At 60.6% G+C, this 18,503-nt stretch carries 22 protein-coding genes; 13 read left to right on the forward strand and 9 right to left on the reverse strand.

The features are described 5' to 3' along the window. Positions 1–48: 48 nt before the first annotated feature. Positions 49–543 (reverse strand): asparaginase domain-containing protein, encoded by a 495-nt coding sequence (locus PKC81_RS07610; protein WP_324334706.1) that lies wholly within the window; start codon positions 541–543, stop codon positions 49–51. 135 nt (positions 544–678) lie between these two features. Here PKC81_RS07610 and PKC81_RS07615 point away from each other — a divergent pair, with 135 nt between their 5' ends. Next, entirely contained in the window at positions 679–1,584 is a 906-nt protein-coding gene (locus PKC81_RS07615) for a VacJ family lipoprotein (RefSeq protein ID WP_324334708.1), read from the forward strand. A 4-nt stretch (positions 1,585–1,588) separates the two neighbouring features. On the opposite strand, the gene PKC81_RS07620 is transcribed toward PKC81_RS07615, so the two are convergent. Then, on the reverse strand, positions 1,589–1,969 hold the full coding sequence (locus tag PKC81_RS07620) for a DUF1330 domain-containing protein (RefSeq protein ID WP_324334710.1): 381 nt from the start codon (positions 1,967–1,969) through the stop codon (positions 1,589–1,591). A 55-nt stretch (positions 1,970–2,024) separates the two neighbouring features. Between PKC81_RS07620 and PKC81_RS07625 the strand changes: the two genes are divergently transcribed. The 3 genes from PKC81_RS07625 (at position 2,025) to PKC81_RS07635 (ending at position 4,245) form a co-directional block, all read left to right on the forward strand. Further along, positions 2,025–2,375 (forward strand): arsenate reductase, encoded by a 351-nt coding sequence (locus PKC81_RS07625; RefSeq protein ID WP_324334712.1) that lies wholly within the window; start codon positions 2,025–2,027, stop codon positions 2,373–2,375. Continuing rightward, positions 2,372–3,184 (forward strand): kinase, encoded by an 813-nt coding sequence (locus PKC81_RS07630; RefSeq protein ID WP_324334714.1) that lies wholly within the window; start codon positions 2,372–2,374, stop codon positions 3,182–3,184. The genes PKC81_RS07625 and PKC81_RS07630 overlap by 4 nt, the downstream gene beginning before the upstream one ends. Positions 3,185–3,261: 77 nt before the next feature. Further along, the gene (locus PKC81_RS07635; protein WP_324334796.1) at positions 3,262–4,245 is read left to right on the forward strand and encodes a glycerophosphodiester phosphodiesterase; all 984 of its coding nucleotides are present in this window, start codon (positions 3,262–3,264) and stop codon (positions 4,243–4,245) included. On the opposite strand, the gene PKC81_RS07640 is transcribed toward PKC81_RS07635, so the two are convergent. From PKC81_RS07640 to hemC, 4 genes are all read right to left on the reverse strand, one after another. After that, positions 4,246–4,959 (reverse strand): alpha/beta fold hydrolase, encoded by a 714-nt coding sequence (locus PKC81_RS07640; protein ID WP_324334716.1) that lies wholly within the window; start codon positions 4,957–4,959, stop codon positions 4,246–4,248. 73 nt (positions 4,960–5,032) lie between these two features. Further along, the gene (locus PKC81_RS07645; RefSeq protein ID WP_324334718.1) at positions 5,033–5,824 is read right to left on the reverse strand and encodes a hypothetical protein; all 792 of its coding nucleotides are present in this window, start codon (positions 5,822–5,824) and stop codon (positions 5,033–5,035) included. A gap of 23 nt (positions 5,825–5,847) precedes the next feature. Next, positions 5,848–6,534 (reverse strand): uroporphyrinogen-III synthase, encoded by a 687-nt coding sequence (locus PKC81_RS07650; protein ID WP_324334720.1) that lies wholly within the window; start codon positions 6,532–6,534, stop codon positions 5,848–5,850. Then, positions 6,531–7,460 carry a hydroxymethylbilane synthase gene (hemC, locus tag PKC81_RS07655; protein ID WP_324334722.1) on the reverse strand — a complete coding sequence of 310 codons (930 nt, stop codon included), beginning with the start codon at positions 7,458–7,460 and terminating at the stop codon, positions 6,531–6,533. Before hemC ends, PKC81_RS07650 begins: the two co-directional genes overlap by 4 nt. Before the next feature lie 41 nt (positions 7,461–7,501). On the opposite strand from hemC, the gene tsaD reads away from it, so the two are divergent. The 3 genes from tsaD to PKC81_RS07670 all read left to right on the forward strand — a co-directional run bounded on the left by tsaD (position 7,502) and on the right by PKC81_RS07670 (position 11,160). Then, the gene (gene tsaD / locus PKC81_RS07660; RefSeq protein ID WP_324334724.1) at positions 7,502–8,536 is read left to right on the forward strand and encodes a tRNA (adenosine(37)-N6)-threonylcarbamoyltransferase complex transferase subunit TsaD; all 1,035 of its coding nucleotides are present in this window, start codon (positions 7,502–7,504) and stop codon (positions 8,534–8,536) included. After that, positions 8,533–9,519 (forward strand): NAD(P)H-dependent glycerol-3-phosphate dehydrogenase, encoded by a 987-nt coding sequence (locus PKC81_RS07665; protein ID WP_324334726.1) that lies wholly within the window; start codon positions 8,533–8,535, stop codon positions 9,517–9,519. Before tsaD ends, PKC81_RS07665 begins: the two co-directional genes overlap by 4 nt. Positions 9,520–9,687: 168 nt before the next feature. After that, positions 9,688–11,160 (forward strand): oligosaccharide flippase family protein, encoded by a 1,473-nt coding sequence (locus PKC81_RS07670; protein ID WP_324334728.1) that lies wholly within the window; start codon positions 9,688–9,690, stop codon positions 11,158–11,160. Positions 11,161–11,162: 2 nt separating this feature from the next. Here PKC81_RS07670 and PKC81_RS07675 read toward each other — a convergent pair whose 3' ends face one another. Beyond that, positions 11,163–12,947: an SLC13 family permease gene (locus PKC81_RS07675; protein WP_324334730.1), complete on the reverse strand. Its 1,785-nt coding sequence runs from the start codon at positions 12,945–12,947 to the stop codon at positions 11,163–11,165. 85 nt (positions 12,948–13,032) lie between these two features. Between PKC81_RS07675 and uvrB the strand changes: the two genes are divergently transcribed. The 4 genes from uvrB (at position 13,033) to PKC81_RS07695 (ending at position 16,119) form a co-directional block, all read left to right on the forward strand. After that, a complete protein-coding gene (gene uvrB, locus PKC81_RS07680) occupies positions 13,033–15,219 on the forward strand; it encodes an excinuclease ABC subunit UvrB (RefSeq protein WP_324334732.1) in 2,187 nt (728 codons plus the stop codon). Positions 15,220–15,308: 89 nt separating this feature from the next. Next, positions 15,309–15,563, forward strand: coding sequence for a type II toxin-antitoxin system HicA family toxin (locus PKC81_RS07685; RefSeq protein WP_324334734.1), 255 nt, complete (start codon positions 15,309–15,311; stop codon positions 15,561–15,563). Further along, positions 15,563–15,784: a type II toxin-antitoxin system HicB family antitoxin gene (locus tag PKC81_RS07690; protein WP_324334736.1), complete on the forward strand. Its 222-nt coding sequence runs from the start codon at positions 15,563–15,565 to the stop codon at positions 15,782–15,784. Before PKC81_RS07685 ends, PKC81_RS07690 begins: the two co-directional genes overlap by 1 nt. 98 nt (positions 15,785–15,882) lie before the next feature. Then, on the forward strand, positions 15,883–16,119 hold the full coding sequence (locus PKC81_RS07695; RefSeq protein ID WP_324334738.1) for a hypothetical protein: 237 nt from the start codon (positions 15,883–15,885) through the stop codon (positions 16,117–16,119). A 154-nt stretch (positions 16,120–16,273) separates the two neighbouring features. On the opposite strand, the gene PKC81_RS07700 is transcribed toward PKC81_RS07695, so the two are convergent. Then, on the reverse strand, positions 16,274–16,654 hold the full coding sequence (locus PKC81_RS07700) for an STAS/SEC14 domain-containing protein (protein ID WP_324334740.1): 381 nt from the start codon (positions 16,652–16,654) through the stop codon (positions 16,274–16,276). A gap of 74 nt (positions 16,655–16,728) precedes the next feature. Continuing rightward, positions 16,729–17,421 (reverse strand): CHAP domain-containing protein, encoded by a 693-nt coding sequence (locus PKC81_RS07705; protein WP_324334742.1) that lies wholly within the window; start codon positions 17,419–17,421, stop codon positions 16,729–16,731. A 159-nt stretch (positions 17,422–17,580) separates the two neighbouring features. Here PKC81_RS07705 and PKC81_RS07710 point away from each other — a divergent pair, with 159 nt between their 5' ends. Together PKC81_RS07710 and PKC81_RS07715 are read left to right on the forward strand one after the other, a co-directional pair. Then, a complete protein-coding gene (locus PKC81_RS07710; RefSeq protein WP_324334744.1) occupies positions 17,581–17,955 on the forward strand; it encodes a MerC domain-containing protein in 375 nt (124 codons plus the stop codon). A 47-nt stretch (positions 17,956–18,002) separates the two neighbouring features. Then, positions 18,003–18,467 carry a transcriptional repressor gene (locus PKC81_RS07715; RefSeq protein ID WP_298597218.1) on the forward strand — a complete coding sequence of 155 codons (465 nt, stop codon included), beginning with the start codon at positions 18,003–18,005 and terminating at the stop codon, positions 18,465–18,467. The last annotated feature ends 36 nt before the right edge of the window (positions 18,468–18,503 follow it).

Consider the following 18,503-nt stretch of genomic DNA (forward strand, 5'->3'; position numbering starts at 1 on the left):
TATAAAATATACATATAACATATGTCAATATGTATTATAGTATTTCAGTTAGACCCCCACAAACTTCCCCGCCTCGCGGTCTTTCCGGACCTTCAGCCCATCAAACACCTGCCCGCTCATGGCAATCCAGACGCCAGGCGTCGCAACTTGCGCCGTCGCAAAGGCCATGCCGAGGTTGAAATTGGCATCGGTTTCGGCAAAGCGGGCGGGGCTGAGCGCGCCGGTGAGTACGATGGTCTTGCCGGGCACTTCGGCTGCGAGCACCTTCGCCGTCTCGGTCATCGTATCGGTGCCATGGGTCACGACGATGCGGGTTTCGGGGGCTTCGCGCGCAGCGCTGGCGATCAGGGCACGGTCGGCGTCGGTGAGTTCGAGGCTGTCCTTGCGCATCAGTTCGATCAGCCGATAGGGCAAGGCGACGCGCGCCTCCTTGAGCAACGCGGGAATGCCGCTGTCGACGATCTGATATTCCGAAAGCGCGTCGAAATAATTTTTGTCGATCGTGCCGCCGGTGGTGAGGATGAGTATGCCTTGCTCTGCCATGCGCGGCCAATAGCCGAAGCGGGGCTGCGGCGAAAGGCTGGATGGTGCATGGCTTCAGCCATCTTGGCCTTGCACCCGCCGGGGAAACGCTCTTATAGCCTTCAACAGCGGGGGCGCAGATAGAAGGGACGCAAGATGGGAGCCTCGCTAGCTACAGCCATATTATTTGTGGCCGTTCCAACCGGAGAAGCGGTTCCCGCTCCGATAGCAGAGGCCGTCGGAACAGAGGCATCGGCCCCGGTCAGCATGAAGGCGGATAATGAACCTCCCTTCGATCTCTCCAAACTCGATCCATTGCCGCCGACAACACCGCCCGAACCCATAGCCGACGAAATTGTCGTTACCGCACGCACCGCCGATCCGCGCGATCCAGTAGAGGCGATCAATGTCGAGGCATTTCAGCTAGTACAGGGGGCCGACGCCGCCTTGGTCGCGCCGGTTGCCGAAGCCTATGAAGGCGCCGTTCCCAGCCCGGTGCGCCAGGGCATTGGCAACTTCCTCAATAATCTGCTCGAACCGGTTGTCGCGCTCAACTTCCTGCTCCAGCTCAAACCGGGCAAGGCCGCAGAAACATTGGGGCGCTTTGCCATCAACACGACTTTCGGGGTGGGTGGACTTGTCGATGTCGCCAAGACCGAGCCATTCAACCTGCCGCGCCGCCCCAACGGATTTGCCAATACGCTGGGCTTTTACGGGGTAAAGCCGGGTCCGTATTTCTTCCTGCCTCTGATCGGGCCGACCACGCTGCGAGACATGATTGGCGGCGGTATTGACGGGCTGGTCTATCCGACGGTGATCGGAAAGCCGTTCACACAATTGCATTACACCTTGCCGGCCGGAGCGTTGAGCTCGCTCAATTCAAGGATTGCCAATGATTGCGAATTGCGGGCGCTTAACGAGGATACGGCGGATCCCTATGCCGCCACTCGCGACTATTATCTGTGGCGGCGGCAGGCGCAGATTGATGAGCTCAAAGGCAGAGAGCCGGCACCGCTCCCGGTCGGGACGGTCGCCAAATGCAAGACGGGCGCTGAGCGTTAGTCAGTCATTTGGAAGGCAAGCCTTCCGCAACCCAGAAGCGCGAGATGGATGCTTTCTGCCGAATTGGCGCGACTGCCTGATAATCGGTTGAATGGTAAAAGGCGCGCGCCGCCTCGAAACTGGGATATTCGACGATCACAAAACGCCCGGCAGGTGGCGGCCCCTCCAACTGCTCGACGCGCCCGCCGCGTGCCAGATACTTTCCGCCAAATTTGGCTACCGCCGCACCTGCTACCGGCACATAGGCCTTATAGGCTTCGGCATCAGTCACCTGAACTTCGGCGACAATATAGCCCTTGGGAGCTTGCGCCGGTTTTGCCGCCGCATAACCACCTGCTGCTGCCAAAGAGGTCAGCATCAAAGCCCAGCCGACATGCACCCTCATACTTGCCTCCCCTTCTCCATCCGCTAGAGCAGCAGATGATAGCAAGGACGAACAAATGAGCATCATATTTTACGGCATCCCCAATTGCGACACAGTGAAGAAGGCGCGCGTCTGGCTGGACGGCAAGGGCATCGCTTATGCGTTTCATGATTACAAAAAAGCGGGCGCGGATGCGGGCAAGCTGAAAAGCTGGTGCGCGGCGAAGGGGTGGGAGGTGATCCTCAATCGCGCTGGCACGACCTTCAAGAAACTGCCCGATGACGCGAAAGCCGGGCTTGATGAAGCCAAGGCGATCGCGCTGATGCTCGAACAGCCGAGCATGATCAAACGCCCTGTGCTCGAATATCCGGGCGGGCTGCTGGTCGGGTTCAAACAGCCAGAGTGGGAGGCCGCGCTGGGCGCATGAACCCGATAGCAACCGCACTTGCCGGGCATATTGAAAGCTGGTTGACGCCGGGTGAGCCCCTCGTTGTTGGCCTGTGCGGGACGCAGGCTTCCGGTAAATCGACCGCTTGTGCACAATTGGCCGGGCATTTCACCGGGCACGGGTTGCGGGTTGGTACCTTGTCGCTCGACGATCTCTATCTCGGGCGCTCGGTACGGGCAGGGCTGGCGGAGCGAGTGCATCCGCTATTTGCCACGCGCGGGCCGCCGGGAACGCATGATACCGGCATCGGAATCGCCACCCTCGATGCGGTAAAGGCAGGGCGCGCAGTGATGCTGCCCCGATTTGACAAGCGGGCGGACGAGCCATTGTCGTCGCGCGAATGGCCGCTGCTCGAAGGGCCGTGTGACCTGCTGCTGTTCGAAGGGTGGTGCGTTGGGGCAAGGCCCGTGCCTGACAACATCTTGGCTGAACCGGTCAACGATCTCGAACGCGACGATGATCCCGACGGTATCTGGCGCAGTCATTGGAACGCGCATCTCGCAGGAGAAACTGCGGAGCTATTCGCGCGCATCGACCGGCTGGCCTATCTGCGCCCGCCCTCATTCGAGATCGTACATACATGGCGCTGCGAGCAGGAGCATGGCTATCAGGCGGTGGATGGGGCACAGCGCGCCGCCGCTGCGATGACCGACGAACAGGTCGCCCGCTTCATCGCCCATTATGAACGATTGACACGCTGGATCATGGAAGAGATGCCCGGTCGCGCGGATGTAACAATCCAGTTGGATGAAGCCCGCTCCCCTGTTTCGGTTTCGGAGCGTGCATGAAAATCAAATTGCTACTCTGTGTCGTTGTGGCGCTATCTGCCTGTACCAGCGGCACTGCCAGTGAAGGAAAATCCGCCATGGCCAAGGACCCGATCATCATCGCGCATCGCGGTGCCAGCGGCGAACGCCCCGAGCACACAATCGCCAGCTACACGCTCGCGATCGAGCAGGGGGCCGATTATATCGAACCTGATCTGGTGCTGACCAGGGACGGCGTGCTGGTCGCGCGGCACGAGAACGAGATTTCGGAAACCTCCGACGTCGCGGACAAGCCCGAATTTGCCGACCGCAAGGCGACCAAGACCATTGACGGCCAGAAAATGACCGGCTGGTTCACCGAGGATTTCACGCTCGCCGAGTTGAAAACATTGCGTGCGAAAGAGCGGCTGCCGATGTTGCGCAAGGCCAACACGGCCTTTGACGGGCAATATGAAATCCCGACCTTTGAAGAGATCATCCTGCTGGCGAAGGCGAAGGAGAAAGAGACCGGACGACGCATCGGCATCTATCCCGAAACCAAGCATCCCAGCTATTTTGCTTCTATCGGTCTACCCCACGAGGCGCCCTTGCTCATGATGCTCGAAAAGCATGGTTATACGCAGAAGGACGATCCCTTGTTTATCCAGAGTTTCGAGGTTGGCAATCTGAAGGCGCTGCGTGGCAAGACCAAGCTGCGGCTGATCCAGTTGATGTCAAAGGATGACGGCCCCGCCGATGATCTAGCCTCAAAATATGCGACGATGGCCACCCCCGACGGGCTTAAGGCGGTCGCGGCCTATGCCGACGGAATAGGCGTCGAAAAAGCGATGGTCATTCCGCGCACACTGCTCGGCAATCTGGGTGAGCCAACCTCGCTGGTGGCGGATGCCCATTCGGTCGGGCTGGACGTCCATATCTGGACCTTGCGGCGCGAGAATTATTTCCTGCCGTTGGGACAACGCAACGGTCTGAACCCAGCTGGCCATGGCGATCTGGTGGCGGAGATAAAGGCGTTTCTGGCCACAGGGATAGACGGATTTTTCAGCGACAATGTGACGGAGGCCGTTGCAGCGGCGCGCTGATCAGGCGACTATCGCACGCGCAACCGCGCGAATTGCTTCAGGATCGGCGATGAACGCCATGTGCGAGCAATCGAGTTGGGTTGCATGGTCTACCTCGCCCAGCCTGCCACGCGCTGCGTCGGGGGCGACCACGCCGTCATGCGCTGACCAGAAAGCAAAGGTTGGCACAGGCGGTTTTTCATGCAGCACGGCTGCGACCGGCGGATTGTCGACCTTGTGCCCGGCGACAAATTCATAGACCCGCCAGGCATTGTTCGCACGCGGATGCGCTGAAAAGGGGCTGCCGAGCGAGATGACGCGCGAGACACGATGCGGTGCGCGCTTGGCATATTCCCGCGCGATCACTCCGCCCAGGCTCCAGCCCACCAAAGCTGCCGGATGGTCGATTCCACGCTGGTCAAACTGTCGGTCGATCTGCTCGAATAAATCAGCGGAGACACCGCTGTTGCGCCCAAGGCCCCAGCCATGGGCCCGGAACCCCGCACCATCTAGGGAGCGGCGCAAACGGGCGGTCGTCCGGTCAGAGGCCAGAAAACCCGGAATTACAAAAACATGCTGGCCCTTGCCATCCACTTCCAGCGGCACCGGCGGCGCGAAGGTGGCGCGAATACGCGTCGAGGCAAAGCCTACAACCTCGCGCGCCAGCAGCGGCAAGGGCGGTGGCACTGCGCGGTCTTCGTGCGCGGCAAGAATCGAGAGCGGGGTCGTCGCCATGACGACCGTTTAAGCCGATTGGAGATTTATGAAAGATTTATGACATTATCCGCAGGCAAATTTCGACAATTGGTCAACTTTCGGGGATGGGTAGCGTCACGGCCGGGTTATCCTTGCCGACCGGCTCGCTCAAAGGCGGTGCGACCATCGGCTGCTGGGCTACCATAGGCATGGAAAGCGCGGCCTTTTCCAAACTGTCCAAGGCGCGTTGCGTTTCGACATAACGCCGCGCCTTGGCCAGCCAATCCTTAGCGTTCGCCGCCCCCGGCATGGCCGAAACCAGTCGCATGGCCGATTCCACATTTCCGGTGAGGATCAGGTCACGCGTTCGTGCAATCTGGGCATCGGTAGATGGTGGCGGAGCGTCGGACATGTGGAGCACGAACATGGTCGAAAGCTCACGCTGGATGCGCGCCCACGACATTTCGGGATCGCGGCTGAGGCTGGGCGCGATGGCGTCAAATTCGGTGGCAAGCTTGACGGGCGTCAGTCCATCTTTCGCTGCCGAACGGATACGCGCCAGCGCTTGTGGCTGGCTTTGCCCAAAGGCTGCATCAAGCCGCGGTTCGATCTCGCCAAGTGGAGCGCTTGCACCAATTGCCCTACGCGCTGCCATGGCAACCAGCATGGCTTCGGTGCGGGCCGAATCGGCTATGGGCTGAAGGATTTGGGGGACGACGGGTGCTGCCAGCATCGGGTTAACCGGTGGCGGAGCAATTTCGGGCATCGGTGCGACGGGCGCTTCCGGAGCCGAAGGCGCAACTTCCCCCCATGGCGAAAGCCCCGATGTCGACAGCCAGCTTACTACCAATCCGCCACCGACAAATGCCAATATCGACAGTGCAACGCCTGCTCGCCAGTTCAAACCCTGTCCCCTTGCGACCCTGATTATGCGCCCTGCTTAACAAGCGTGTGCGCCGCCGACAACAGGGCTTGGTCATCGGGGCGTTCGGCAATGGCTATTCCGCGCCAGCCGGGGCCAGCCGCTTGGGCGATTGCGCTGGAGAAAGCGGCAATCCAGATGTCATCGCGGGACAGTCGGCTGCTATCGACAAGTTCAGCGAACCGGCGTGCTGCGCGGGCCGAATGGAGCACAACAATATCCACACTGGCAATGATGTCCGTTGTATCGACGGGTAGTTCGACAGGTTCGGAAGAATAAGTGATCTGCGTTTCTATCTGCATGCCCGGTGGTGCATCGAAATCGGTCTGATCTTCGCCCGCCAGCCACAGCAAGTGATGATGTCCGGCAGCCTTTGCCTGCTGCAGTGCTTCACCCACACCCATTGTACCAACCGACGCCAGCATGAGTCCTGCAGCGGTAACGGCGTCGGCGCTGTTTTGGCCGACCGCATGCACGGGCAAGGCGGTAAAAGCCTCCAATCCCGCTCCGGCGTGGCGGATCGCATTGGCGCTGGTGATCAAAAGGGAATCAAACTGCGCCACTAGGGGTGCGTTCCAGGCGCGAGCTCGCACCTCGAAGAAGGGCAATTGAACGGGTTCAAATCCGGCCTCCAGCGCGCGACGGGCGCTGGCATCATTGCCCGGCTGCGGGCGGATGATGAGCAGTTTCATCCCTCGAACAGCGCGCGCAATTCGGGCGAAGCAGCGTCGAGGAGTTGGTGTGCGAGAATTGCCGGAGCGTCTGCATCACCGAGTTTGAAGGCGATTGCTCCCTCTCGTCGCTCACTGCCATCCTCGCACAGGATCTCGCCCTTGAGCGTCAACATGTCCTCTTGCCAGATGGCTTGTGCCGCGACCGGCGAATGGCAGGTGCCGCCCAGCGCCTCAAGAAAGGCGCGTTCGGCGATCACGCAAGTGAAGGTGGGCCGGTCGTTGATAGCCGCCATCAGCGCCGCAATTTCGGTGCGTTCGACCAGACAATCGATGCCTATCGCACCCTGTGACGCGGCAGGCAGCATTTCGGACGTCTCGATGGCGGTTCCGATATTGCCGTGACCCAAGCGGGCGAGCCCCGCCGCCGCGAGCAAGGTCGCGTCGAATTCGCCGCTTTCAACTTTGGACAATCGCGTCGCAACATTGCCTCTAATGCTGTCGGTGACGATATCGGGGCGTAAAGCTTTCAGCTGCGCCGCACGTCTTGGGCTCGATGTGCCGACTTTTGCACCTTGGGGGAGCGCGGCGATGCTGCCCGCCCCTATTAGCCGGTCGCGCACATCGGCACGCGGCAGCATCGCGACAATCCCGAATATGCCAGCGCGGACGGTTTCGACATCCTTCATCGAATGCACCGCTATATCGACCTCGCGGTCGAGCAGCGCGCGCTCCAACTCTTTGGTCCACAAGGCCTTGCCGCCGATTTCGGCGAGCGGGCGGTCCTGCACCTTATCCCCGCTCGACAGCATCGGGACGAGGAGAATAGCGGCTTCATCCCAGCCATGCGCCGCGAGCAATGCAGCTTTGGTCATCTCTGCCTGTGCCAAGGCGAGCGGGGAAGAACGGGTGCCGATGCGGAGCGGATTGGAACGGGTCGGGGTCATGCGGCTTGTCCATAGCGGGGCACATCCCTAAGGGGAAGCCGATGGCAGTGATTTTGGGCCTTGAATCGAGTTGCGACGAAACCGCGGCGGCGCTGGTGCGGTCGGATCGCACGATATTGAGCCACGCACTGGCGGGGCAAGAGGATCATCACCGCGCCTTTGGCGGGGTGGTGCCAGAGATTGCTGCACGCGCGCATGCCGAACTGATAACGCCTCTGGTCGAGACGGCATTGGCTGATGCCGGGATGACGTTGAAGGATGTTGACGCCATTGCGGCGACAGCTGGGCCCGGATTGATCGGCGGGGTGATGGTCGGGCTTGTGACGGCGAAGGCGCTGGCGATGGCCGCCAATAAGCCTCTGATTGCTGTAAACCATCTGGAAGGGCACGCGCTGTCACCGCGACTGGTCGATCCTGATCTGGACTTTCCCTATTTGCTGCTGCTTGTTTCGGGCGGCCATTGCCAGTTGCTCCGTGTGAATGGGGTCGGCGATTACGACAGGCTGGCGACCACCATCGACGATGCAGTGGGTGAGGCGTTTGACAAGAGCGCCAAGATTTTGGGCCTCGGCTTTCCGGGAGGTCCTGCGGTCGAGAAAGCGGCCAAACTGGGTGATGCCAAGGCGGTGTCGCTGCCGCGCCCGTTAAAAGGCGCAGACGAACCCCATTTCAGTTTTGCAGGTCTGAAGAGCGCTGTGCTGCGCGCACATGAAGCAGGGGCGCACAGGCCCGAAGATATCGCTGCCTCTTTCCAACAGGCCGTGGTCGATTGCCTTGAAGACCGGCTTGAATACAGCCTGTCTCGGATCGACCCGCTCGGTGCGCTGGTGGTCGCGGGTGGGGTGGCGGCCAATGACTCCATTCGCGCGATGCTGCAGCGCGTGGCCGAGCGCTATAGCATGCGCTTTGTGGCACCACCGCACTGGCTGTGCACCGATAATGGCGCGATGATCGCCTGGGCGGGGGCGGAACGCTTTGCAGCAGGGCTGACCGATCCGCTCGATGTCGCGGCACGCCCGCGCTGGCCGCTCGACCCGGATGCAGAGGCCGTGCGCGGCGCAGGAGTGAAGGCATGACCGGACAACCCATAGGCATCATCGGCGCAGGCGCATGGGGCACTGCGTTGGCCAGCGTGATGGCGCAAAACCATGAGGAGGTGCTGCTCTGGGCACTTGAGCCCGAGGTGATCGAGGCGGTGAATGCAGGGCAGGGCAATCCGCTCTACCTCCCCAATCTCGCGCTGCCGCCCCAAATCCGTGCGACGGGTGATATGGCCGAAATGGTGGGGTGTTCGGCGCTGTTGCTGGTGACGCCCGCGCAGCATCTGCGCGGCACGCTCGAACGGCTTCCAGCCACCAACGCGCCTTTGCTGCTCTGCTCAAAGGGCATTGAGGCAGGCACGCAATTGCTGGTGTCTGAAATCGTCGCTGAGCTTAGGCCCGACAACCCGCTCGCGGTGCTTTCGGGCCCCACTTTCGCGCATGAAGTTGCGGCGGGCAAACCGACCGCGATCACGCTCGCCTGCGAAAGCGAGGCGCTGGGCAAGCTTTTGATGCGGCTGGTCGCAACGCCTGCTTTACGGCCATATTGGTCGGATGATGTGGTGGGGGCGGAGATTGGCGGGGCGGTGAAGAATGTGCTGGCCATTGGCTGCGGTGTTGTCGATGGCGCGGGGCTGGGGCTGAACGCGCGGGCGGCGTTGATCGCGCGCGGCTTTGCCGAGATGCAGCGATATGGCCTGGCGCGCGGGGCGCAGGCGGAAACGCTTTCCGGACTTTCGGGGTTGGGCGATCTGGTGCTGACCTGTTCTTCCGAAAATAGCCGCAATTTCTCCTTGGGCCGCGGGCTGGGGCAGGGCAGGGCGGCTGCCGAGCTGATGGCTGACCGGCGCACCGTGGCGGAGGGTGCGTTCACCGCGCCCGTCCTCCTTGAATCGGCGCAATCGCTGGGCGTCGAGATGCCGATTGTCGCGGCTGTCTGCGCGCTTCTCGATGGCAGCGCCAGCGTCGGGCAGGTCGTCGAAGCACTGCTCTCCCGCCCGTTGAAGGCCGAAAGGTGACAAGGCGTCGCCATTGCCCTACCATCCGGTTTCACACCGTAGTCCTGAGCTTGTCGAAGGACGTGTATCAGCCTTGGCGCGCCCGGTGAGGCGTGCTTCGACAGGCTCAGCACTACGGTCCGATTTAAACCGCATTGCCAGCAAACGGAGGGGTGTTTGACGGCAACCGTGCCTGAACAGAACGAAGCCGATCTGAAGGCGCTCGCCAAGGGCGGGCGGACCAATGTGTTCGGCTTTGTCCTGCGGCTCGCCGCGCGCATCCCCTTCCTGTTCATCGCCGGGCGGCTCTACGGGCCAGAGGTGCTGGGGCGTTTTGCCTATGCGATACTAGTGGTCGAATTTGTCGCGCAACTGGCAACGCTCGGTCTGCGGCGCGGGCTGGCAGAGGCCTTGTCGAAGCAGGACCGGCCCGACACCCATGTCGTCGGCGATGCGATGCTGGTTGCGACCTTTGCCTCGGCGCTGGGTGCGGCGGTGCTGATCGCATTGCCGCAACTGATGTTCCCCAATAGCCCGCTGAACGGGCTCGACCGCTATTTGCCGCTGACGATTTTCGCGATCGTCTGGACCGATATTGCGCTGGCGGCGCTCGCCTACCGCTTCGACGTCGCCTCGACGGTGCGGGCAAGGGCGATTGTCGAGCCGTGGACGATCAGCATCGCGGCGGGCGCGCTCTTCTTCTATTCGGCGCGCGACGGCCTGATCCTGTCCTATGTCGCCTCGATCCTCGCCGCGATGCTCACCGCGCTCTGGCCGCTCTGGCGCAGCTATGGCACGCCGCAGGGCTGGCGACCGCGCCCCGTCGAGCTCTACCTGCTCGCGCGCCGTAACCTGCCGCTGGCTGCCGCCGATGCTGCCGAATGGGGCAGCCGCAGGCTCGATCTCGCCATCCTCGGACTCTTCGCCAGCCCTGCTGTCGTCGGCATCTATTATGTCGCACAACAGGTCGCCAGCCTGCCGCAGAAACTGAAATCCAGCTTCGATCCGATCCTCGGCCCCGTCATCACCCGCAATTTGCAGGCGAAAAATTATGGGGAGATTGCGCGGCAGGTCGGCCAGGTCGGTTTCTGGATTATCGCCGCCCAGGTCGGCATCGCGCTGGCGCTCGGCATCCCGGGTGAGGCGGTGATGGGTCTGGTCGGGCCGGAATTTGTCGGCGGCACCGCGGCTATGGCCTTTCTGCTCGCGGCGGAGGTTGCCGCGGCGACTGCCGTGGTCAGCGAAAGCGCGCTTGTCTATATGGCGCGGCACAGGAACCTCCTGCTCTCGCTCGGCATGCTCGCGCTGCAGGTGGCGCTCAGCCTGATCCTGATCGAGATGGTGCCGATGCTGCCGTTGAAGCCCGAATATCACGGACTGGCGCAGGCCGCCGCCGTCGCCGCCGCGCTGATGCTCGCCTTGGGCTTTGCCTCGGTGGCTAAAGCGCTGTTGCTCGCCAAGCTGCTGGGCGAGCCATTGAGCATCTGGCGCTGGACCCTGCTCCCTGCCGTCGCCACCGCGATCCTCATCGGCATCGGTGCCACGCGTTTGCCCGAATGGGCGGAGCTGGCACTGGGCGTCCCCGCAATCCTCGGCGTATATCTGTGGGTGATCTGGCGCTGGGGCTTCGGGCCAGAGGATCGGGTACTGTTCAAGAAATAGTTCTACATACCGTATCGCAACGCCAACAGAATCGACAAAGTCACGACCATCAAGACCACAAGCGGTACGCCGGTTCGTACATAGTCGCCGAAATTGTAATTGCCTTCAGACATGATCATCATGTTCGTCTGATACGCTACCGGAGTGGCATAGCAGAGATTGCAGCCGAACAGGACGGCCAGCACCAATGGCTCCGGCGGCAGTCCAAGGCTTTGGGCGAGGCTGTACGCAATCGGCGTGCCTACGGCAGCCGCAGTTGCGTTTGAGGCGAAGTTGGTAAGTGCGGTTACGAAAAGCATGATCGCTGCTAATATTCCGGCAGGAGGTAGATATTGTAGGCCTGCAGCAAGCAAGTCGCCAAGCCATGCCGCCGCCCCGGATACCAGCACAAATTTGCCAAGCGCGATGCTGGAAGCAACCAGCACGATGACCTTAGCTGATAGGGCTCGGCCCACCCGCTCGAACTTGACGCAGCCGGTCAGGAACATCAGCACAGCCCCGCCCAGGGCGGAAATCGCGATAGGCATCAATCCAAAGCTGGCTAACGCCACTGCCCCAATCATGATAGTCAATGCGAGAGCTGCTTTGCTTGATCGCGGCATGTCGCGCCCGCCTTCAACTATCAGCAGGCCGGCATCATGAGCAAAGCCCTGTAATGCATTCTGCGTACCTAATGCCAGCAGCAGGTCGCCTTCGCCCATCGGAGCATCCGCACTGTCTATTCGAGTTTCACCCAACAGCCTCCGCGCGTGATGTACGCCTATGATGGCCACATCTTCGATTCCCGCGGTTTGCAACGTGTTGCCAATCAGTCGGGAATCAGGTGTGATGGCCATTTCGACCATCATCAGATCGTCACTCAGTCTGGCGGATTCACGTTGCAATCGGGTCAGCAGCCATACAGGGGCGAGCGCCCCAGCAGTCAGTTGTGCGGCTTCCTCAAGCGCTTCCTGCGGGCCGCAGAGCGCTAACCGGGTATCGGTATCGACCAGTCCTGCAGAATCGCCAGCCAACACCACGCTGACGGGTAGCATTGCGCGCAACTGACCTATGGTCTTGCCAATTGACGCTGAACCTGCAGAAAAACGCATTGTAGCATGGAAAGAGCGGGGGTCGCGTCCGTCGACTACCGAATTGTCAGGCAGCAGGCGAGGCATCACCAGCCAGATATATGGCAGCGCCACCAAAGAGGCAGCTAGTACGATCGGGGTGTAGTGGAACACACTGATGGGTGGCATTCCCAGATCTGTGGCGATCGACACCACAAGCAGGTTGGTCGAAGTGCCGATAGTCGTCGCCATACCGCCAATCAGGATCGCGCTGTTGACCGGTATCAGTGTTTTGGATGCAGGCATTCCCCCTTTTGTGGCCAACTGGACGAGGATAGGCAGTAGCAGCACCAGCACAGGCGTATCATTAATGATCATACTAAAGCCAAACGCTGCCAGCAAGGTCACCAGCAACCCACCTTGCCGGTTGAAAAGCCAGATGCGGTTGAGCGCCCGGGCGGCTGGATCCAACGCACCAGTGACCACCAGCCCGCGCCCCATGATCATGAGCGCGCAAATTGTGACTAGGGCATGATGGCCGAAGCCTTCGAATGCCAGCACCAGCCCGTCACGCGCGGTTCCGCTAGGTAGTGGAAAGAAATAGAGCCCCAGTGCAATTGCGCCGATGGTTAGAAGCGAGACGATCTCGACTGCGACTTTGCCCCTGACAAAGCCATAGAACATTGCAAAGGCAAGCAGCATCGCAGCAGCGGCATGAGGGCTGGGCAAGCCTGTCATGACTGCCATCATGGGCAAAGGCTTAGAAAATGGCAAGTTTCGACACCCCCTTGCCCCACACCCCAAACGCGTACATATAGCGAACATGGCTGAACTCATCATCCGCCGCGGCCTGGAAGAGCCCGAAACCGACGGCAGCTTCACTCCGCATCGCCCTGAACGGCCGCCCAAGGTCGATGGGGGGAAGGCGTTCAAGCTGGTGTCCGAATATGAACCCGCAGGCGATCAGCCGACGGCGATCAAGGAGCTGGTCGAAACCGCGCGCACGGGGGAGAAGAACCAGGTGCTGCTCGGCGTCACCGGTTCGGGCAAGACCTTCACCATGGCAAAGGTGGTGGAGGCGCTGCAGCGCCCCGCCTTGGTGCTCGCGCCCAACAAGATCCTCGCGGCGCAGTTGTATGGCGAGTTCAAAAGCTTCTTCCCCGAAAATGCGGTCGAATATTTTGTCAGTTATTATGACTATTACCAACCCGAAGCCTATGTGCCGCGCAGTGACACCTATATCGAGAAGGAGTCGAGCGTAAACGAGGCGATAGACCGCATGCGCCATTCGGCCACCCGCTCGCTGCTCGAACGTGACGATGTGCTGATCGTGGCGTCGGTTTCCTGTCTTTACGGCATCGGATCGGTCGAAACCTATTCGGCGATGATATTCGACCTGAAAAAAGGCGAGAGCGTTGACCAGCGCGAGCTGATCCGCAAGCTGGTAGCACTCCAGTATAAGCGCAACGACGCCGCCTTTGCGCGCGGCAATTTCCGCGTGCGCGGCGATAATCTGGAGCTCTTCCCCAGCCACCTTGAGGATATGGCGTGGCGCATCAGCTTCTTTGGCGACGAAGTAGAGGAGATTGCCGAATTCGACCCGCTAACCGGCAAGGCAGGCGTGCGGCTGAACGCGATCCGCGTCTATGCTAACAGCCACTATGTCACCCCCGGCCCAACGATGAAGCAGGCGACCGAGGCGATCAAATTTGAGCTGGCCCACCGGCTGGAGGAGCTGGTCGCCGAGGGCAAATTGCTCGAGGCGCAGCGGCTAGAGCAGCGCACCAATTTCGATCTGGAAATGATCGCGGCGACCGGCAGCTGTGCGGGAATCGAAAATTATTCGCGCTTCTTGACCGGCCGTTTGCCCGGCGAACCGCCGCCGACCTTGTTCGAATATCTGCCCGACAATGCGCTGCTCTTTGTCGATGAAAGCCACCAGACCATCGGCCAGGTCAACGGCATGTCGCGCGGCGACCATCGGCGCAAGCTGACGCTGGCGGAGTATGGCTTTCGCCTGCCGAGCTGTATCGACAACCGCCCGTTGCGCTTCAACGAGTGGGAGGCGATGCGGCCGCAGACGGTGTTTGTCTCCGCCACCCCCGGCGCGTGGGAGATGGAGCAGACCGGTGGCGTCTTTGCCGAACAGGTCATCCGCCCCACCGGCCTGATCGACCCGCCGGTCGAGATCAAACCGGTCGAGGATCAGGTGCAGGATTGCATCAACGAATGCCGCAAGACCGCCGAGGCCGGATACCGCACCCTCGTCACCACGCTGACCAAGCGGATGGCGGAGGATTTGACCGAGTTTATGCACGAGGCGGGGCTGCGCGTTCGCTATATGCACTCAGACGTCGAGACGCTCGAGCGTATCGAGCTGATCCGCGATTTGCGGCTCGGCGTCTATGATGTGCTGGTCGGCATCAACCTGCTGCGCGAGGGGCTCGACATCCCCGAATGCGGGCTCGTGTGCATTTTGGATGCCGACAAGGAGGGCTTCCTGCGGAGCGAAACCTCGCTGATCCAAACCATTGGCCGCGCCGCGCGCAATGTCGATGGCCGCGTGATCCTCTACGCCGACCGCATCACCGGCAGCATGGAACGCGCGATGCGCGAAACCGACCGGCGGCGCGAGAAGCAGCGCGCCTACAACCTCGAACATGGCATCACGCCCGAAAGCATCAAGCGCGACATCCACAATATCGTCGCCGATACGGCGAGCCGCGACGGCGTGCTGGTGGAGATCGATGCGGAAGGCGCCAACAACCTCGTCGGCCACAATCTGCGCGCCTATATCGAGGAGCTCGAAAAGAAAATGCGCGCCGCCGCCGCCGACCTGGAGTTCGAGGAAGCCGGGCGGTTGCGCGACGAAATCCGCGCGCTCGAGGCGGAGGAGCTTGGCCTACCGCACGAACAGCGGGTGGCAGCACCTAAGGGGCGGGCGCAAGAGGGCAAGCCGGGGACGCGCAAGTTGCGGTTCGGCAAAACGCAGCGGAAATTTGGGCGGTGAGGCGGTTTAGTTTGGTTCTAAATAATGTTGTTGCGCTTCGCCAAAAATGTGATTCATAGGGTGCTGCCTTTTTCAGAAAGTATGCAGCCATGGTCAAACCTGCCAAACTCTATTCCCTACTGCTTCAGTCCACTGACCGCAGCATTTCCTTCCGCGATTTCGTTGCTTTGATAGAGGCCTTTGGCTTCGTCCATTCGCGAACGAAGGGGAGCCATCTGTCATTCAAACACCCTTCTTGTCCGAAGCTTATGGTCGTCCAACCGCTTGGAAAAGATGCCAAACGCTACCAGGTTCGGGAGTTTCTTGATTTGGTAAGGGAATATGCGCTACAAATCATAGCGTGATGGAACATCATTATCACATAAACGTCTTCTGGTACCCGGACGACAATTGCTGGATCGCCGATGTTCCAGACCTGAAACCATGCTCGGCGCATGGCGCAACGCCGTCCGAAGCAGCTGCAGAAGCCGAAGTTGCTATCGAACTGTGGCTTGAGACGGCAAAAGAGCATGGAATGCCGATCCCAGAACCGCGCTACCGCCCCTCAGAATATGCGGCGGCATGACCATGACCCAACGCACCACTGATCTGCGGCATTAGCCGCACCGGGGCCGCTCCATGATGGACGGACACTCGACTTGGCGGCAGCCAAGGAGATCAGTCATGTCCCGTTCCCGCCGCAAGACACCGATTTTTGGCAATACTACCGCCAAGTCCGACGCCGAGTGGAAGGCCAAGGCGGCGCGCAAATTGCGCCACAAAGTCAAGCAACATCTTGAACAAACGCTCGACGGTGATGGCTTTGCAGGCAAGCGTTGGGATGTCGAAGACCCTTGGAAAGCGCCGAAGGATGGCAAGTTTTATTGGCTCAAAGTGCCGACCAAATATTTGCGCAAATGATTTGGGCTCGCCGTTGGCGAGCAAGGCGGGAAGGGAAAAAGGAGCCAAGCCGCGCGCGGGGTTTGAGCCGATCTACTTCACGCCTTCTTTCCTTGCTTGCCGCAGGCAAGCCCTAAGAATCCAACGGTGAACTCAGGGTGTACAGTTAATAAGCCTAATCCGCCGCCTTCCCCACATCGCCCACCCGCGCCCATGTGCGGGCATATTCGAGTTGATCCAGCCCGAAGGTGCGGATGGCTGCGGGGTAGAAGGGTGCGAACATTCGCGTCACCGGCCCTACCCAGCCAGAATCGCTGACCACCGCGGCGCGGTGGATGAAATTGCGGTGGGCGAGGTGGAAGAGCAGGTCTTTCCACCACACTTGCGGTTCGATCCAACCGATGTCGCGGACGACTTCGACGACGTTCAATTGCTCGTGCGTTTTGAGCAGTTCATCGACTGCCGCAACTGCGGCTTCAAAATCGGCCTGATGGATCACCCCGTCGACGGTGAGTTCGAGATAACCGGCTTTGGCGTCTGTATCGACCTTGAGCATCGCATTGTCCCTTCCTGTTTGTGTGCAGGATGGACTTGCAGCGGCCTGTTGTCATTGACCGCGGTCAAAAGCGTTCAGCTTTTGCGGGCGCGCTTCGCTTCTTTTTTGGCGGCCTTGTCGAGCTCAGCCAGCAGGCCGTTTGACAACGTGAATCCGGATGGTTTTGACGGCGCAGCGGAAGCGATGCGGACCGGAGCAGCCTTGGTCGTGCTTGTTTCCAGAACCGCAGGTTTGGCCGAAGGGCGCGACGGTGGCGTCTTGGCGAGCGCGGCCGCCAGCGCCGCGCGAGCATCCTTCTCCTTGCGGGTCTTTTCGGGATAGATGAAGCCATGCAGCGGCCATTCATTGCCGCCCAGCGCGCTGTTCGGGGTGTACCACACACGCACCCGGCTCCAGTCATTGTCCTCGGACACGTCGATCACGCGGACATTTTCCTCGATATGCCCGCGGACGCCGTCGATGGTTGACCAATTGGCGTGGCTGATCAGCAAGGTGCGCCTGTCAACGATCTTGCGAACCGCAGCAACATGGCCGAGCCGCATGTTACCATGTGGTATGAATGCCATCACTGCGCCGACCTTTGGCTTGCTGCCGCGTTCATATTTGCCCTCTGCCTGGCCCCACCAGGTATGCGCGTCGCCGAAGATGGTCACGCCGGTCAGCGCGCGGGCAAAGGGCACGCATTGCAGACCTTCATAGAGCGCATTGGCCGGGCTTGAAACAAGGGCCAGAGCAATCATCGTTGAAGTGAACAGGGTCTTAGGCATGGTCAGGCTGGTAGCTGCGCCATGCTCAAATTGAGGCTAATCCTTGTGGTTAACAGCGATGTAACATCTTCCATGCGCCTTTGACCGACAAAAACGGACAAATGATATGTTGTAACGTCGGACGAGTTTTGCCATATAGCGACTCAGGAAGGCATATTTGTGATCGCATTGCAGGCATATTGGCGCGAAAAGCGCTGGGACGGGCTCGGTCTGAGCCTCGCTGGCTTGTGCCTTGTCCACTGCCTCGCCACTTCTATAATGCTGGCGCTGTTGGCTTCGGCTGGCGGTTTCCTGTTTTCGCCAATCATCCATGAGGCAGGCCTTGGGCTTGCCATCGTTTTTGGTATTTTTGCTTTGGTGAAGGGCATGATTGAGCATGGCTTCATGATGCCTGCGGCGATCGGTTCGCTCGGCATTGGCGTGATGTCCGGCGCGCTGACCCTGCCGCATGGCGGGACCGAGATCGTCTATACGATGGTAGGCGTGGCGATATTGGCGCTCGGCCACGACCTCAATCTGCGCGCCTCGCGCTAAGCCAGCGCGGCCTTGCCCCCGGGGCAGAAAAGGCCTAGATTCGAAAAATGGCGACGCACGCACATCATCATCACGAACATCAGGGCCATGATCTGGCCGATGCCGCCAAGTCTGCATTGACCGCGGCTGGCGAGCAGTGGACCGATATGCGGGCGGATATCTTCGCCGTGCTCGCGACCTTCGATAAGCCGGCGTCGGCTTATGACATTGCCGATCTGGTCTCGCAAAAACGCGGCAAACGGGTCGCGCCCAACAGCGTTTATCGCATCCTCGACCTGTTTGTTTCGAACAACCTTGCGAGCCGGGTGGAAAGCGCCAACGCCTATCTTGCCAATGCCCACCCGGGCTGCCTGCACGATTGCATCTTCCTGATCTGCGACACTTGTGGCAGCGCGACGCATATCGATGACGACAGCCTGACCGGTAATGTCCGCAAGGCTGCCGAGGCGGCAGGCTTCCACGCCGTCCGCCCGGTCGTTGAAGTGCGCGGCACCTGCGCGGATTGCGATTAGACACGCGCTACGGGCAAATAACCCGTTCGACACATC

The sequence above is a fragment of the Sphingorhabdus sp. genome (assembly GCF_035329025.1).
Lineage (GTDB): Bacteria > Pseudomonadota > Alphaproteobacteria > Sphingomonadales > Sphingomonadaceae > Sphingorhabdus_B.

What these genes read in the sequence shown, in the direction of transcription:
- PKC81_RS07625 (WP_324334712.1), top strand. Translation starts at nt 2,025, where the DNA reads ATGAGCATCATATTTTACGGCATCCCCAATTGCGACACAGTGAAGAAG.
- PKC81_RS07630 (WP_324334714.1), top strand. Translation starts at nt 2,372, where the DNA reads ATGAACCCGATAGCAACCGCACTTGCCGGGCATATTGAAAGCTGGTTG.
- PKC81_RS07695 (WP_324334738.1), top strand. Translation starts at nt 15,883, where the DNA reads ATGTCCCGTTCCCGCCGCAAGACACCGATTTTTGGCAATACTACCGCC.
- tsaD (WP_324334724.1), top strand. Translation starts at nt 7,502, where the DNA reads ATGGCAGTGATTTTGGGCCTTGAATCGAGTTGCGACGAAACCGCGGCG.
- PKC81_RS07635 (WP_324334796.1), top strand. Translation starts at nt 3,262, where the DNA reads ATGGCCAAGGACCCGATCATCATCGCGCATCGCGGTGCCAGCGGCGAA.
- PKC81_RS07610 (WP_324334706.1), bottom strand. Translation starts at nt 543, where the DNA reads ATGGCAGAGCAAGGCATACTCATCCTCACCACCGGCGGCACGATCGAC.
- PKC81_RS07615 (WP_324334708.1), top strand. Translation starts at nt 679, where the DNA reads ATGGGAGCCTCGCTAGCTACAGCCATATTATTTGTGGCCGTTCCAACC.
- PKC81_RS07715 (WP_298597218.1), top strand. Translation starts at nt 18,003, where the DNA reads ATGGCGACGCACGCACATCATCATCACGAACATCAGGGCCATGATCTG.
- PKC81_RS07690 (WP_324334736.1), top strand. Translation starts at nt 15,563, where the DNA reads ATGGAACATCATTATCACATAAACGTCTTCTGGTACCCGGACGACAAT.
- PKC81_RS07665 (WP_324334726.1), top strand. Translation starts at nt 8,533, where the DNA reads ATGACCGGACAACCCATAGGCATCATCGGCGCAGGCGCATGGGGCACT.
- PKC81_RS07640 (WP_324334716.1), bottom strand. Translation starts at nt 4,959, where the DNA reads ATGGCGACGACCCCGCTCTCGATTCTTGCCGCGCACGAAGACCGCGCA.
- hemC (WP_324334722.1), bottom strand. Translation starts at nt 7,460, where the DNA reads ATGACCCCGACCCGTTCCAATCCGCTCCGCATCGGCACCCGTTCTTCC.
- PKC81_RS07675 (WP_324334730.1), bottom strand. Translation starts at nt 12,947, where the DNA reads ATGACAGGCTTGCCCAGCCCTCATGCCGCTGCTGCGATGCTGCTTGCC.
- PKC81_RS07705 (WP_324334742.1), bottom strand. Translation starts at nt 17,421, where the DNA reads ATGCCTAAGACCCTGTTCACTTCAACGATGATTGCTCTGGCCCTTGTT.
- uvrB (WP_324334732.1), top strand. Translation starts at nt 13,033, where the DNA reads ATGGCTGAACTCATCATCCGCCGCGGCCTGGAAGAGCCCGAAACCGAC.
- PKC81_RS07650 (WP_324334720.1), bottom strand. Translation starts at nt 6,534, where the DNA reads ATGAAACTGCTCATCATCCGCCCGCAGCCGGGCAATGATGCCAGCGCC.
- PKC81_RS07620 (WP_324334710.1), bottom strand. Translation starts at nt 1,969, where the DNA reads ATGAGGGTGCATGTCGGCTGGGCTTTGATGCTGACCTCTTTGGCAGCA.
- PKC81_RS07700 (WP_324334740.1), bottom strand. Translation starts at nt 16,654, where the DNA reads ATGCTCAAGGTCGATACAGACGCCAAAGCCGGTTATCTCGAACTCACC.
- PKC81_RS07685 (WP_324334734.1), top strand. Translation starts at nt 15,309, where the DNA reads ATGGTCAAACCTGCCAAACTCTATTCCCTACTGCTTCAGTCCACTGAC.